Annotated in this window: 13 protein-coding genes; 8 read left to right on the plus strand and 5 right to left on the minus strand. The window is 65.6% G+C overall.

The annotated features are described in order from the left end of the window. Window positions 1-327 precede the first annotated feature (327 nt). Together A5759_RS14535 and A5759_RS14540 are read left to right on the plus strand one after the other, a co-directional pair. Window positions 328-951 (plus strand): TetR/AcrR family transcriptional regulator, encoded by a 624-nt coding sequence (locus A5759_RS14535; protein ID WP_231984637.1) that lies wholly within the window; start codon window positions 328-330, stop codon window positions 949-951. Beyond that, on the plus strand, window positions 948-1,670 hold the full coding sequence (locus A5759_RS14540) for a ScbR family autoregulator-binding transcription factor (protein ID WP_369816200.1): 723 nt from the start codon (window positions 948-950) through the stop codon (window positions 1,668-1,670). Before A5759_RS14535 ends, A5759_RS14540 begins: the two co-directional genes overlap by 4 nt. Here the strand turns inward: A5759_RS14540 and A5759_RS14545 are convergent, their stop codons facing one another. Continuing rightward, window positions 1,671-2,072 (minus strand): PAS domain S-box protein, encoded by a 402-nt coding sequence (locus A5759_RS14545; RefSeq protein ID WP_068198843.1) that lies wholly within the window; start codon window positions 2,070-2,072, stop codon window positions 1,671-1,673. Between the two features lie 133 nt (window positions 2,073-2,205). Between A5759_RS14545 and A5759_RS14550 the strand changes: the two genes are divergently transcribed. The 3 genes from A5759_RS14550 to A5759_RS14560 all read left to right on the plus strand — a co-directional run bounded on the left by A5759_RS14550 (window position 2,206) and on the right by A5759_RS14560 (window position 5,553). Continuing rightward, window positions 2,206-3,444 (plus strand): acyl-CoA dehydrogenase family protein, encoded by a 1,239-nt coding sequence (locus A5759_RS14550; RefSeq protein ID WP_068198844.1) that lies wholly within the window; start codon window positions 2,206-2,208, stop codon window positions 3,442-3,444. A gap of 10 nt (window positions 3,445-3,454) precedes the next feature. Beyond that, the gene (locus A5759_RS14555; protein WP_068198847.1) at window positions 3,455-4,579 is read left to right on the plus strand and encodes an acyl-CoA dehydrogenase family protein; all 1,125 of its coding nucleotides are present in this window, start codon (window positions 3,455-3,457) and stop codon (window positions 4,577-4,579) included. 98 nt (window positions 4,580-4,677) lie between these two features. Continuing rightward, window positions 4,678-5,553 (plus strand): universal stress protein, encoded by an 876-nt coding sequence (locus A5759_RS14560; RefSeq protein ID WP_068198959.1) that lies wholly within the window; start codon window positions 4,678-4,680, stop codon window positions 5,551-5,553. Between the two features lie 2 nt (window positions 5,554-5,555). Here A5759_RS14560 and A5759_RS14565 read toward each other — a convergent pair whose 3' ends face one another. Genes A5759_RS14565 through A5759_RS14575 form a run of 3 tightly spaced genes read right to left on the minus strand, consistent with a single transcriptional unit; the run spans window position 5,556 to window position 8,344 of the window. Next, window positions 5,556-6,203, minus strand: a complete 648-nt coding sequence (locus tag A5759_RS14565; protein ID WP_068198848.1) for a TetR/AcrR family transcriptional regulator — start codon at window positions 6,201-6,203, stop codon at window positions 5,556-5,558. Between the two features lie 3 nt (window positions 6,204-6,206). Beyond that, window positions 6,207-7,298, minus strand: coding sequence for a dihydrodipicolinate reductase (locus A5759_RS14570; protein ID WP_068198851.1), 1,092 nt, complete (start codon window positions 7,296-7,298; stop codon window positions 6,207-6,209). Continuing rightward, window positions 7,295-8,344 (minus strand): Rieske 2Fe-2S domain-containing protein, encoded by a 1,050-nt coding sequence (locus A5759_RS14575; protein WP_068198855.1) that lies wholly within the window; start codon window positions 8,342-8,344, stop codon window positions 7,295-7,297. The genes A5759_RS14570 and A5759_RS14575 overlap by 4 nt, the downstream gene beginning before the upstream one ends. A 113-nt stretch (window positions 8,345-8,457) precedes the next feature. Here A5759_RS14575 and A5759_RS14580 point away from each other — a divergent pair, with 113 nt between their 5' ends. Then, window positions 8,458-9,375: a nitronate monooxygenase family protein gene (locus A5759_RS14580; protein ID WP_197506045.1), complete on the plus strand. Its 918-nt coding sequence runs from the start codon at window positions 8,458-8,460 to the stop codon at window positions 9,373-9,375. A gap of 8 nt (window positions 9,376-9,383) precedes the next feature. Here A5759_RS14580 and A5759_RS14585 read toward each other — a convergent pair whose 3' ends face one another. Further along, a complete protein-coding gene (locus A5759_RS14585) occupies window positions 9,384-10,808 on the minus strand; it encodes a hypothetical protein (protein ID WP_068198859.1) in 1,425 nt (474 codons plus the stop codon). 548 nt (window positions 10,809-11,356) lie between these two features. On the opposite strand from A5759_RS14585, the gene A5759_RS14590 reads away from it, so the two are divergent. Both A5759_RS14590 and A5759_RS14595 read left to right on the plus strand, forming a co-directional pair. Continuing rightward, window positions 11,357-12,601, plus strand: a complete 1,245-nt coding sequence (locus A5759_RS14590) for a cytochrome P450 (protein WP_082962130.1) — start codon at window positions 11,357-11,359, stop codon at window positions 12,599-12,601. A 124-nt stretch (window positions 12,602-12,725) separates the two neighbouring features. After that, window positions 12,726-13,697 carry an enoyl-CoA hydratase/isomerase family protein gene (locus A5759_RS14595; protein WP_064398255.1) on the plus strand — a complete coding sequence of 324 codons (972 nt, stop codon included), beginning with the start codon at window positions 12,726-12,728 and terminating at the stop codon, window positions 13,695-13,697. Window positions 13,698-13,702 lie beyond the last annotated feature (5 nt).

The following is a 13,702-nucleotide window of genomic DNA, read 5'->3' on the forward strand; positions in this document are numbered from 1 at the left end:
TCATCACGGGAGGTACTTTACATACTTTTCGGATGTTATGGGCGTCTAATTATGACTTAGAGTTTGACGTGTCGGACACAACAATTCGACATACGGGATTCTGGAAAAGTCAGACGAAAAGATTGCGGAGGAATCGGAAGCGGCGGAAGAGCGTGGGCCATCCGGGTTGTCGCACACAGCTAACTGGAGAGAATTCATCGAACCGGGGAAGTGGATGGAAGAATTGCAGGGTTGGTTAATTTCAGGCAAACGAGGCCCCCACTGAACGCCGTTCCCCCACCGGCCGACCAGGTCGATCGACGGTCGGACTCGACGCGGCTCCAGATCTTGCGTGCGGCGTCTCGTCTGTTCGCCCGCAGCTCCTACAGCCGGGTCAACCTCGACGACATTCTCACCGATGCGGCGGTCACCAAGGGCGCGATGTACTTCCACTTCCGCTCCAAACACGCGCTGGCATCGGCGATCGTCGAGCTCCGTATGGAGGAAGCGCGAGCCTCGGTCGACGAGGTGCTGGGACGGAGGTTGTCCGGCCTGGAGACGCTCATCGATCTGTCGTTCCGGCTCGCGGTCGACGACATCGGCAGCGAAGTCGCCAGGGCGGGACTGAATCTCCTGGAATCCATCGGACGTACCGACGGCTTGCAGCCCGACATCCTGCGCCGGTGGGTCGAGGGTTACGCGAAGGTCATCGACAGGGCGGTCGCCGAAGGCGACATCCGCGACCAAGATGACGCCGAAGCGATCGGCCGCCTCCTGGTTTCGGTGTACATGGGCTTACGGCAGACCAGCGATCTCGACAACCCCGAGCGCTTCATGCGCGACCTGCAGTCCGCCTGGATGTTGCTCCTGCCCGGCCTTACCGCCCCGGACCGCATCGCCTATCTCACCGAGTTCGTCAAGCGACGGACCGCGGTCGCCATCAAGACGGCGGCTCCATTGAATGATCTATGATCCCCGACCAGGCCATCTCCAACCGGATGAGGCCGTCGGAGCATCCGGAGGTACCGGCGATGGTGCGCCAAGCGCGATCTGAAGCCACCCGGCGGCGGATCGTCGATGCCGCGGTGGAGCTGTTCAACGAGATCGGTTATCCCGCGACCAGCCTGGGCGACATCATCGATCGCGCCGAGATGACAAAGGGCGCTCTGTACTACCACTTCGATTCCAAAGACGCGCTCGCGGCCGCGATCATCGACGAGGGCAGCACGATCCTGTTCGAGGCATTCGAGAAGATCAGCGAGTCCTCGGCGCCCGCGCTCGAACGCATCATCCACTCGTGTTTCGTTGTCGCGGACCTGCTCGCCACGGACATGGTCGCCCGAAGCGCCACCCAGTTGCGGCGCGCATTCGGGGGGTTCAGCCAGGCCAACGCACGCATCTTCGGCCGCTGGCTCGATGAGATAGCGTCGAGCACGGCGCTGGCCATCGAGGACGGCGACGTACGTCCTGACCTCGATCCCGTCGCGGTCGCCGAGACGGTTGTGGGATCGATGACCGGGGCCGAACTTCTCTCCAGTTCGACCTCGTCCGGCGCCGACGTGATGGAACGCCTCGGGCGGATATGGGAGATCTTGCTACCGGCGCTCGTGACCGACGAATCGCTGAGCTATTTCCAGCAGTACTTGGCCCGCGAGTCGATGCGCCAATCCGCGCCGCCGCTCGAGCCCTGATTACAGTTCGTCGAGCCAGAGTCGTTCGGTCAGATCCTGGAAAGTGGCCAGGGCGACCGGGTCACTACCGCGCCGCAGGGCCGACTTGCTCATCCTGGCCCGCACGATCGAACCGTCGCGGTGAAGGAGTTCGACCACCAACTCCTCGTGCGCACGCATCACCGACACCGCCGACTCGTCGGCGGGCAAGGTGTGGAAGATCTGATGAAAGTGCAGCTCGCGCAGCGCGTCAGCGCTGTATCCGACCATGTCGGCGAACGCCTCGTTGGCAAACACGATCGCACCGTCTTCAGCGATCGCCAACACCGGTACCGGCAGGCGGTCGAGCACCACTAACGCGGGCAACTCCCCGAGGACAGCCGTCGGCGATTTCGCAGCCTGACTGTCTCGTCGTCGCTCCACGGATTCAATTATGCAGTCGCCGCAACGTCCTCGTTCCACAAATATGTAGGAGTGCCGATCAAGAGCGCCCCCGAACTGGCCACATAGTCAACTAGGTTTACTGTGTAGAGCGTCAACAGACAGGGGATCGACGATGGACCTGAAGTGGTCGCCGGCAGACGCGGCGTTTCGTGACGAGGTGCGCAGCTTCCTCGACGAGAAGCTGACACCGGAACTCCGTCGCGCCGGCCGCCTGATGACCAGCGTCTACGCCGACCACGACGCGAGCATGGAATGGCAGCAGATTCTGCACGAGCGGGGCTGGGCCGCGCCGGCCTGGCCGGTCGAGTACGGCGGCTGCGACTGGAGCCTGACCCAGCACTACATATTCAGCCGCGAGTCCACGCTGGCGGGCGCTCCGTCGCTGTCCCCGATGGGGATCCGCATGGTCGCCCACGCCCTGATCAAGTTCGGGACCGACGCACAGAAGGACTTCTTTCTGCCGCGCATCCTCACCGGCGAGGTCTTCTTCTGCCAGGGTTACTCCGAACCCGAGGCGGGGTCGGATCTGGCCGCGCTGTCGATGGCGGCGGTCCTCGATGAATCGGCAGGCGACCTCATCTGCACCGGCAGCAAGATCTGGACGACGCACGCCCGCGAGGCGAACTGGATGTTCGCGCTGGTGCGCACCTCCAGAGGCCAGAAGAAACAACAGGGCATCACGTTCGTGCTCATCGACATGTCCTCACCCGGCATCGAGATCCGGCCGCTGGTGATGACATCCGGAGAAGAAGTACAGAACCAGGTCTTCTTCGACGAGGTGCGGGTCCCCACGACGAACGTCCTCGGCAAGATCGACGACGGGTGGACCGTCGCCAAGTACCTGCTGGAGTTCGAACGCGGAGGCGGGGCGTCGTCGCCGGCGCTGCAGGTGATGGCCCAGGACATCGCCACCGTCGCGGCCACTGAACCGGGTCCCGGCGGGGGCCGACTGATCGATGACCCGGCGTTCGCCCGCAAGCTGGCCGACGCGCGGATCCGCACCGAGGTGCTCGAGATCCTCGAGTACCGGGTGCTGGCAACCGTGGCCGAGGGTAAGAACCCCGGCGCCGCGTCGTCGATGCTCAAAGTGCTCGCGACCGAATTGAGCCAGGCGATCACCGAACTCGCCATGGAAGCGGCCGGACCGCGGGGCCGCGTCTACCAGCCGCATGCCACCTGCCCCGGCGGGCCGATCGCCGAGTTCGAGCCGCCGCCGGACGGATATCTCAGCGGTGAACCCTGGCAGGCGGTCGCACCACTGCGCTACTTCAACGACCGGGCCGGCTCGATCTACGCCGGCAGCAACGAGATTCAGCGCAACATCCTTGCCAAAGCGGCGCTGGGACTCTGAGGGGCTTGATATGGACTTCAACCTGAGCAAGGAACAAGAACTGCTGCGCGACGGCTTGAACAAGTTCTTGTCGAGCCGATACGAGCTCGAGAGCAGCCGCGCGGCGGCGAAGACGGGTTCCGGCTGGCAGCCCGACATCTGGTCCGGGTTCGCCAACGAGCTCGGGATCCTCGGCGCCGCGTTGCCCGAGGACTTCGGCGGAATCGGCGGCGGGCCGGTGGAAGTGATGGTCATCGCCGAGGCACTCGGGCAGGCGTTGGTCGTCGAGCCCTACGTGGACACCGTTGTCGTGTCGGGTGGCCTGCTGCAGCGTGCGGGCGGTGAGCCGGCCTCGGCGCTGCTCGAGCGGATCGTCGAGGGCACGGCCATCGTCGCGCTCGCGGCGAACGAATCCGAGTCCGGCCACAATTGGGCCGACGTGACGACCAGCGCCGAACGCGACGGCGACGAGTGGGTGCTGCGGGGGTCCAAAATCGTCGTCGCGAGCGCACCTCTGGCCACCCACCTTCTGATCACCGCGCGCACCGCTAGCGGAATCTCGCTGTTCCTCGTCGATCTCGAGTCGGCGGGAGACGCTGTCGCGGCCCACCACTACCGCACCATCGACGACCGCAGGGCATCCGACCTGACGTTCGACGGCCTGCGGCTTCCGGCCGGCGCGCTGCTCGGCGAGGAGGGTGCGGCATGGCCGTCGCTGGCTCAGGCACGCGACGAAGCTGCGGCCGCGGTCTGCGCGGAAGCGGTCGGGTGCATGCGGAAGGTGTTGGCCGACACCGTCGAATACGCCAAACAACGTCAGCAGTTCGGGCTGCCGATCGGCAGTTTCCAGGTGCTGCAGCACCGCATGGTCGACATGTACATGGAAGTCGAGCAGGCGGTGTCCGCCACGTACCTGGCGGTCCTCAACCTCGAGGCCGAGCCGGATGTGCGGGCCCGCGCGGTGTCGGCGGCCAAGGCCACCGTGGGCCGGGCCGCGCGGTTCATCGGACAGCAGTCGGTGCAACTGCACGGCGGCATGGGGATGACCGAGGAACTCGCGATCGGCCACTATTTCAAGCGGTTGACCGCGCTTCAGTACGAGTTCGGCACCACCGACTTCCACGTCACCCGGTACGCGGAGCTGTCCAAGACCTGACCCTCGCGGTGGCATGAGGGACCAAAGGCCCTGTCCACATGGACGGTTTAGGCCGTAACGTCGAAATCAACAACCGCCATGTGGTGAAGGGAGAAATCATGGCTGCCGGTCCGAGCGGAATACTTGTTGGCGTCGACGGATCACCGGACTCGGAGGCCGCGATTCGTTGGGCGACTCGCGAAGCACTGTTGCGGGACCAGCCGGTCAGGTTGCTCCATGCCATCACTCCTGTCGTCGTGACGTGGCCCGTCGCGTATCTGGAAGCCAGCTACATCGACTCGATGGAATCCAGTGGCCGCGACATCCTCGACGCGGCGCAGAAGACCGTCCAGGCCGCCGCCGGTGACAAGACGCCGCCGGCCATCGAAGCGCACATCGTGAACGCCGCGGCGCCCGCCGCGCTCGTCACCGCCTCACGCGACGCATACATGACCGTGTCCGGGTCGCGGGGCCTCGGTGTTCTCGGCCGAGCCTTCCTCGGTTCGGTCAGCAGTGGCCTGCTGCACCACGGAAAAGGTCCCATCGCGATCGTGCGCACCGACGATGCCGCCGCGGTCGACACCAGCGCCCCCGTCCTCGTCGGCATCGACGGCTCGCCTGCCTCCGAAGACGCCACGGAGTTGGCGTTCGACGAGGCCTCGAGGCGCGGTGTGGGACTGATCGCGCTGCACGCGTGGAGTGACGCCTCGTTCCCATCCATCGGCAGCGACTGGGAACGCTACGAGGACGGCGGACACCGGGTCCTGTCCGAACGCCTCGCCGGCTGGCAGGAACGGTATCCGGATGTGCAGGTGCAGCGCCGGATCGTCAGTGATGACCCCGCACGACGGCTCGTCGAAGCGTCGGGTGAGGCCGCGCTTGTCGTCGTCGGCAGCCGGGGCCGCGGCGGATTCTCCAGCCTTGTGCTCGGCTCCGTTGCGTCGAAGGTGGCTCAGTCGGCCAAGGCGCCGGTGATCGTCGTCCGGCCGCGGTAGAACTATCGCGCGGCCGCCGCCTCGTCGAGCTGAAGCTCGACGTAGGCCGTGACGACGTCGATCAGCGCGCGCAGCTCGCGACCGACGTCGACCGGCTCCTCGACGGCCATCTTGGCCACCATCGCGCCCATCAGCGTGGTCCAGATCAGGTTGCCCACCGCGTCGGCGTGCTTCTGGTCGAGACCCTCGGCCACGAAGCGGCCGAGCCGGGTCAGTGTGGAGAACAGTACGGCCAGGTGACGTTGCTGAGCATCGGCGCGCCCGGTTCGGGTCGCGATCAAGATCTCCAGCGCGGCAATGGATGTCGGGCTCAGGAACGCGTCGGCGACCGCGTTGATCACCAGCTCGGTGCGCGCGCGTCCGTGGTGCTCCCCCAGCGCGGCCTGGACATCGTGCAGGCAGGCCACCAGTTGCCCGAAGCCCTCGTCGACGACGGCCATCAACAACCCGTCCCTGTCACCGAAGTGGTACTGGATCACCCCCCAGGTCACACCCGCGCGTTCGGTGATGTGCTTGGCGCTCGCCGCGGCGAATCCCTCTTCCAGGACGCAGCGCACCGTCTCCTCGATGACGAGCGCGCGGGTCCGATCCGCTCTGAGCTGCTTACCGTTCGGCGGGCGGCGCGGCGCGACGTTGGCGGCCTGCGGCATTCCCTACCTCTTGAAACGGCCGGCGAACCCGCGCAACGGCAGGTCGGCACTGGTGATCAACCCCGGCGGTGCGGCCACGACCGACCGGATGGCATGCAGCGCAGGCATTCCCGTGACCGTCATTCCGATCGAGGCGAAGGCCTCGGGGTTGGACAGGTCCACCCCGGGCTTCGGGAAGATCATGTGCTTGTTGTACACACACGGATCCCCCTTGATCTGGGTGATGTAGCAGCCCTTGATGTCCCAGTGTGGATCGGTGTGCGGTGTCATCTGCCATTCCAGATGCGTCTCCACCCGAGGGACCCCGTCGACGATGCCCTGGTACTTGATGTAGTTACCGCCTAGCGAGCCCTTCGGCAGCTGATACCAACCGAGGTCGACATCCTTTGTGCAGGCGCCTAATTCGTAGCTGAACTTGACCTCGTCGAGTTTCAGATCGAAGCAGTCGGCCATCATCAGCACGCTGTCGGCGAACACCCGGGTGTACTTCTCCAGCTTGCCCGGGATCTCGGGATCGTCGACGGGCCGGCCGTAGCCGACCTCGATCCAGGTGTCCTTGGAGTGATGGCACGACACGTCGACCGACTCGATAGTGGTGACGTTCTCGATCTCGGCGACGTCGGCCGAACACACCACGCCGAGAATCTGGTTGAGTCCGGGGTTCATGCCCGTGCCGTAGAACGTGGAATTGCCCTTGCGGCAGGCCTCCTCGAGGAGTTGGGACACGGGCTTACCCGAGGGATGTGGATGGTTGGTGTCGCGGTGCCAGCCGGTGATCCAGTCGGCCGTGGTGACGATGTTGATGCCCGCCTCGAGGACTCTGATGTAGAGGTCCTCGTCGGGGAACACCCCGTGGAACGTCAGGACGTCGGGTTGGGCGGCGATGATCTCCTCGATCGTGCCGGTGGCGCGCACCCCGACCGGCCCGATGCCGACGATCTCACCGGCATCCCTTCCGACCTTTTCGGGGGTGTAGCAGTGCAATCCGACGAGTTCGAGATCCGGATGCTCTCCGATCCGCTTGATCATCTCGGTCCCGAGGTTGCCTGTGGCCACCTGGAACACACGTGTCGGGCGGGTGGGTTGTGCGGTCATCGGGTCGGACCTTTCTCGGACGACGTTGCGGCACCGGATGTTTGAAGGTCCGCAGCTTTGCCGCCGCGGCCGTCGGGATAGAACTGGGTCGCCCACTTGCGTAGCGCGGTGAAACCCTCGTACTCGGCCGTCGCCAGCGCGGGCGGGTCGGAGTAGCGCTGGTGCGACCAGATGTGTACGTCCTGCGTGAACTGGCGGACGACTTCGGCGCCGAACTCGGTGGCCTTCGCCTCGGCCCGCTGGTCGTCACGGCCGGGGGTGCGGCCGATGTAGACCATGAACCGGACATCCGACGTTCGGTCGTCCACGGGGGTGATCGCCGAGATCGTCCGGTTGTCCACCATGCCCCAGCTCTTGGTCACCGCGATGCCGAGGCCGCCGTTGATGGCTTCCACACCACTTCGGACATCGTCGATCGACTGGGATTCGTCGCCTTCGAAGGTGATGGTGAAGTCGACATACGACCACGGCTCGGCGAAGTCGTGACGAGTGAAGACAGGGATGATCGGTGTCTTGTGCACGAACTTGAAGTGCGCGAAGTCGACGCCGTTCTCCAGCACGTACTGAGGATGCAGTTCGAGCCCCTCGCGGAAGAGGGTCATCGGCGGGTAGTAGTCGGCGGCGGTGCGGGTGTCACCGAAGCTGCCGAAGATGTCGGGCGCGTCGAAATAGGGTGCGCGTCCGTCGATGTCGTGCCAGATGTAGATCGAGTCGTTGCGTTCGGCGACGGGGTAGCTGCGGATCCGCCTGCCGCGGTTCGGGCGGTCCTGGTACGGGATGCAGACGTTGCGGCCTTCGGAGTTCCACTGCCAGCCGTGGAACGGGCACTCGATGACGTCGCCCTCGACGTGGCCGCCGTATCCCAGGTGGGCTCCGAGGTGCTCGCAGTAGGCGTCCATCACCACCGCTTGGCCCGAAGACGTTCGCCACGCGATCATCTCGCGGTCGAAGTACTTCATCCGCCGTACATCGCCTGGCTTGAGCTCTGCCGACCACGCGACCTGGAACCATCCGGTCGGCTTCATCGACAGGGGTGGCTTGGCCATCGACGTCCTCTCGGGCTGCGCTGCCACTGGGTCTCGGTCGGACAAATGATAGAGCACTCAATGTAAATTTGGCCAGGGTGATTTCGTTGCGGGCGGGCCTCACGCAGAATGACCTGGTGACCAACCGAATCCAGGAGCTTCTCGGCGTGGACTTCCCTGTCGTGCAGGCGCCCATGACCTACATCGCGCGCGCCGAGCTCGCCGCCGCCGTCTCTGAGGCCGGCGGCCTTGGCATGATCGAGACGCTGACCGAAGACGGCCGCGCCGATCTGTACCGAGTGCGAGACCTCACCGACAAGCCTGTCGCCGCCAACCTGATGATCCAAGGCTGGAAGGCCGACCCGTCCATCGTCGACACCCTGGCCGCTGCCGGGGTGAACCACGTCTTCACCTCGGCAGGCGATCCCGCGTTGTTCACCGCACGCCTTCACGACGCCGGCATGACGGTCGTGCACGTCGTCGGATCCCTCAAGGGTGCGCGCAAGGCGGCCGATGCCGGCGTCGATGCGTTGGTGGTCGAGGGCGTCGAAGGCGGCGGGTTCAAGTCGCTGCTGGGTGCATCGACGATGGTGCTGCTTCCGTTGGTCGCCGAGAACGTCGACCTGCCGATCATCGCAGCGGGCGGCATGTGCGACGCACGGTCGACCGCGGCGGCGCTGGTACTCGGTGCCGAGGGCGTCCAGATGGGCACCCGGATGCTGGCCAGCGTCGAGGCGGCCGTGCACGCGAATTTCAAGGATGCGATCGTGACGGCCGACGACTCCGGCACCGTGCTTCTCGACATCCCCGGCAACCCGACGATGCGTGTCCTGCGCACCGGGCTGGCCGCGCGGGTCGCGGCTCACGACCCCGGCGCACGCCTGCTGGGCAAGATCACGGAGCTTTACTTCGACGGCGATATGAACGCCAGCGTGGCCAACACCGGTCAGGTTTCGTCCCGGATCCGGGGGCTGCTGCCGGTCGCGGACATCGTGCGGCGCACGTGGACCGAGATCGATGCGGCGTTGACCGACGCCAAATCGAGGATGTAGTCCGCGGGCTAGGCGACACGCTCGTGGCTGCGCGCCACGCGTTCGGCTTCCGGGCACACCGCGCGTTTGGTGCGCGGCCCACGGGCGCGCTGACGGAGCGCGACCATGGAGCCCGAGCGGACGACCCCCAGCGGGCCCGGGCCGGCGAACCGCGCGATACCAGAGACGCGCAGAGCGACAGCTGCTTTCGCCTGCCGGTAGCCGACCCGGATGCCCGCGGCGGCGACGATGAGCAAGGCGGCGACACCCGGCAACGCCACGGCAGCCAGCGCCGTCAGCGATGCCGGAACCAGGACCGCCTCGATGACGTGCTCGAAGATCGACTTCGCACTCGCCGGCGCGGCGGCGGTGGTCAGCGGAACCGTTCCCGACACCGAGAGCGGCTGGACGGTGTCAGTGGTGGCCACCTTGCCCTGCACCGGCCGCGGGGCCATGGTGCCGAACAGCGATCCGCTGTGCGCGGGGGCCAGGGGCCGCGTGGCTTCGCCCGGATGCGGTCCGACCAGTGTTCCTCCGATCGGGGCGTTCACCTTCCTGGCATCCAGCGTGCCGCTTCCACCGATCAACGACTGGGGCGGACCGGACGAAGCGGGAATGCCCAGCATCGCGTAGAAATCCGAAGGCACCCGCGTGACTGCGCCCGTCACCGTCGTCAGCATGGTCTGCCACGAGGTGATCGCATCTCGGATCGGCGTCTTCGATGTCTGCAGCGCGGCGAGCGACTCCGACCACGTCACCACCGCGCCGTTGATGGTGACGAACGCGTTGGTCAGCGGATCGGTCGTCTTGGCTTCCGGGGTCACAGGGGTGTTGACCTGAACGGCGGGCGTCGTGCCGGTCTGCGGGGCAGGCGAGGCTGCGGCGTCGTCTGCGGCGGAGTTGGAGTCGGGTTGAGTGGCCGAACCGTCCGCGGGCGCCGTCGAAACCGGAGCCTCGGCAGCGGGTTCGGTCTCCGTCGTCAGTTCCTGGGTCTCGGGGACGGTTCCGCTTTCGGTCGTCTGCGCCCCGACGCCCAGTTCGGTCCCCTGCGGATTGGCAGGTGCGGCGTTGGCTTCGTCGGCAGCGCTCTCTTCGTCCCCGGTCACACCGGCGTCCGCCTTGGTCCCCGTGGTCGCGGTCGTGTCGACGCCGCCCCGCACGATGGTGGTGGGGCGGGTGAACCCGTCTTTGCGCGACGGCGACTGCCGGGAGAAGTCGGGAAGGCGGAGCCGGAAGCGCCGGTCGATCTTCGGAGTGGACTTGGTCGCCGTCCCGGTGGTGGCACCCGAACTCCCCGAGCCGTCGGTGCCGGTGGTGGAACCCTGGCTGGTCCCGGTCGAGCCGCTCGTTCCCGCGCCACCGGTGCTACCTGAGTCGTCAGCACTGGCGACGGCACCGCCGCCGCCGAACAGCAATCCGGCAGCGAGGACACAGACACCCGCCGTGAGGCGCAAAGGTGACGTGGGAATGATCGCCTCCGTCCGAAAAGAGAACCCTCGTTGAGAGAGGGTTTGATAGACGATTGTTACACAGAATTAGCCTCGCAATACAGAGCTATTGGTGACGATTGCGGGCGGCTCGGTGCAAATCTTTGCCGACTGAAGAACCGTCGCGAATAGCGGCTCAAGATCAACGCCGCCGCGCCGGGTTCCGAACCTTCGGTTTCGAATCGTGACGGCTGATTCGCTCCGCGGACAGCGGGTCGGCTTCCGAGATCATCGAGGCAGGTCGCCGGTGGTGACCGCACGGCCGTGACATTGCGACGTCTGCGCCGGAGACCCTCTCAGCGGTGCCCCATCCCCGACCGCGAGACTGATCCGGCCGACAATTGATCTTGGTGGTCTTTTGGTAGCCGAAAAAGCAGTCCGCTGATCCAAAGACGCGCCATTTTAAGCGGACAGTCTAAACAGCCCCGGCGCGGACGAGCGCTGACAGACTGTCCACGAACCGGTGGCGTGTGACGGCACCGCTCCGGTGAGGTCCGGTGAAAGGCGGAACGCAGATGACGGTGAGCGCTGACGAAGGTGTGCGAGACAGCCGGGACAGCGATACCGACAAGGAGGGGGTCCACTACGACCCCTACGACGCCGACCTCAACCGCGACCCCTATCCGATGTTCTCGCGGATACGTGAGCACGCACCGCTCTACTACAACGCCGAGCACGACTTCTATGCGCTGAGCCGCTACGCCGACGTCGACGCGGCACTGCTCGACCACGAGACGTTCAGCTCGGCTCGCGGGGCGGTCCTGGAGATCATCAAGGCCGGCCTGGACATCCCGGCCGGCACGCTGATCTTCGAGGACCCGCCGGTCCACAACATCCACCGCAAGCTACTGTCGCGAATCTTCACCCCCAGAAAGGTGAACGCGCTCGAACCCAAGATCCGTCAGTTCACCGCCCGCTGCCTGGACCCTTTGGTCGGCGCGTGCCGCTTCGACTTCGTCAAGGACCTCGGCGCTCAGATGCCCATGCGGGTGATCGGCATGCTGCTCGGCATTCCGGAGGCCGACCAGGAGCACGTGATCGAACACGGCGAGTCGGCGATCCGCACCGAACGGGGCGGCAAGATGACCGACAACCCCGACGGCCCCATCGCCACGGGTCAGGTCTTCGCTGATTACATCGACTGGCGGGCACGGCATCCCAGCGACGACATCATGACCGAACTGCTCAACGCCGAGTTCACCGACGAGACCGGGACGCTGCGGCGACTGGGCCGCGAGGAACTTCTGCTCTACCTGCAGGTGATCGCGACGGCAGGCAGCGAGACCACCACCCGGCTGATCGGCTGGGCCGGCAAGTTGCTCTCCGATCACCCCGACCAGCGGCGCGCGTTGGTCGCCGACCGGTCAATGCTGCCTGCGGCCATCGAGGAGGTCGTGCGTTTCGAGCCACCCGCCCCGCATGTCTGCCGATATGTCACCCGCGACGTGACCTACTACGGCGAGACGGTGCCCGCGGGCAACGCGATGATGGTGATCGTCGGCGCGGCCAATCGTGACCCGCGACGCTTCGGCGCTGACAGCGAGCGGTTCAATATTCATCGGCCCCCGCGTCAGCACCTCGGCTTCGGGGTCGGCACGCACTTCTGCCTCGGCAACGCGCTCGCACGATTGGAAGGACGCATCGCGCTGGACGAGATCCTTCAACGATTCCCGGACTGGCACGTCGACGTCACCGACGCCGAGCTCAGCCCGACGTCCACCGTGCGTGGATGGGAGTCGATGCCTGCCGTGGTGGTTTGACGGAGAGCGATACGCACGAAGATCAGAGTCTTCGCCCCTGACGAATTCGACTTCGTCGGAGGCGTTCAGCTGCCCGGCTACGCGGGCCACCTACCGGAGGTAACACAAAGTGGAGGAAGCGAACATGCCAGAGTACGACTACGAAGAGATGAAACGGGAAGCCGAGCAGCACATCCGGTTCGAGAAGGACCGCAAGAACCGGATCGCCTACATCACGTTCAACCGGCCCGAGGCGCAGAACTCGACGACGATGGGCATGCGCCAGCTCTACGCCGACATGATCCACAAGTGCAACGTCGACGACGACGTCAAGGTCGTCGTGATCCGCGGCGAGGGCGATGATTTCGGCAGCGGTGGCGACCTTCCCGAACAGCGGGGCATGCTGGAGAACCCGGGCATGCCGCTGCTGCACGAACTCGCGATCAACGACGACGACGTCAAGTACCCGCCCGGGGGTTCGTATCGCTACCTGTCGACGGTGACCGACTTCTACGCCAAGGCGCGTGCCGGCAACCGGCCCCTACAGGAACTTCGCAAGGTCAGCATCATCGAAGCGAAGGGGTATTGCTACGGCTGGCATTTCTATCAGGCCGGCGACGCCGATCTGGTGGTCTCCTCCGACGACGCGCTGTTCGGCCATCCGGCGTTCCGTTATGTCGGGTGGGGACCGCGGTTGTGGTGGTGGGCCGAGACGATGGGCTTGCGCAAGTTCTCCGAAATGCTGTTCACCGGCAGGCCGTTCAGCGCAAAGGAGATGTACGAGTGCGGCTTCCTGAACAGCGTCGTGCCCAGGGACCAGCTCGAAGCCGAGACCGAGAAGTACGCGCTCGCCTGCTCGAAGTCGCGCCCGACCGACACGGTCGCGGTGCAGAAGACCTTCCTCGAGCTGTACAAGCAGCACAAGGGCGAGTACTTCGGCAGCCTGTTGACCGGCATGGTCGAGGGGATGCTGCCGATGATCCAGAACGACCAGCGCAACGATGTCGATCTCACCGAGGGCACCTTCGAAAAGGGGCTCAACAACGTGGTCAAGGACAACGACATGAACTTCCCGCCGGAGTGGCGGCTGAGCCGGTCGGGACGTAACAAGCCCTGACCGGC

This window comes from Mycobacterium sp. 852014-52144_SCH5372336 (genome assembly GCF_001665615.1).
In the GTDB taxonomy this organism is placed as follows: domain Bacteria; phylum Actinomycetota; class Actinomycetes; order Mycobacteriales; family Mycobacteriaceae; genus Mycobacterium; species Mycobacterium neumannii_A.

Bases quoted from the DNA above. Each gene is read 5' to 3' on its own strand.
- A5759_RS14540 (WP_369816200.1), top strand. From the start codon at position 948: ATGATCCCCGACCAGGCCATCTCCAACCGGATGAGGCCGTCGGAGCAT.
- A5759_RS14550 (WP_068198844.1), top strand. From the start codon at position 2,206: ATGGACCTGAAGTGGTCGCCGGCAGACGCGGCGTTTCGTGACGAGGTG.
- A5759_RS14555 (WP_068198847.1), top strand. From the start codon at position 3,455: ATGGACTTCAACCTGAGCAAGGAACAAGAACTGCTGCGCGACGGCTTG.
- A5759_RS14560 (WP_068198959.1), top strand. From the start codon at position 4,678: ATGGCTGCCGGTCCGAGCGGAATACTTGTTGGCGTCGACGGATCACCG.
- A5759_RS14565 (WP_068198848.1), bottom strand. From the start codon at position 6,203: ATGCCGCAGGCCGCCAACGTCGCGCCGCGCCGCCCGCCGAACGGTAAG.
- A5759_RS14570 (WP_068198851.1), bottom strand. From the start codon at position 7,298: ATGACCGCACAACCCACCCGCCCGACACGTGTGTTCCAGGTGGCCACA.
- A5759_RS14575 (WP_068198855.1), bottom strand. From the start codon at position 8,344: ATGGCCAAGCCACCCCTGTCGATGAAGCCGACCGGATGGTTCCAGGTC.
- A5759_RS14590 (WP_082962130.1), top strand. From the start codon at position 11,357: ATGACGGTGAGCGCTGACGAAGGTGTGCGAGACAGCCGGGACAGCGAT.
- A5759_RS14595 (WP_064398255.1), top strand. From the start codon at position 12,726: ATGCCAGAGTACGACTACGAAGAGATGAAACGGGAAGCCGAGCAGCAC.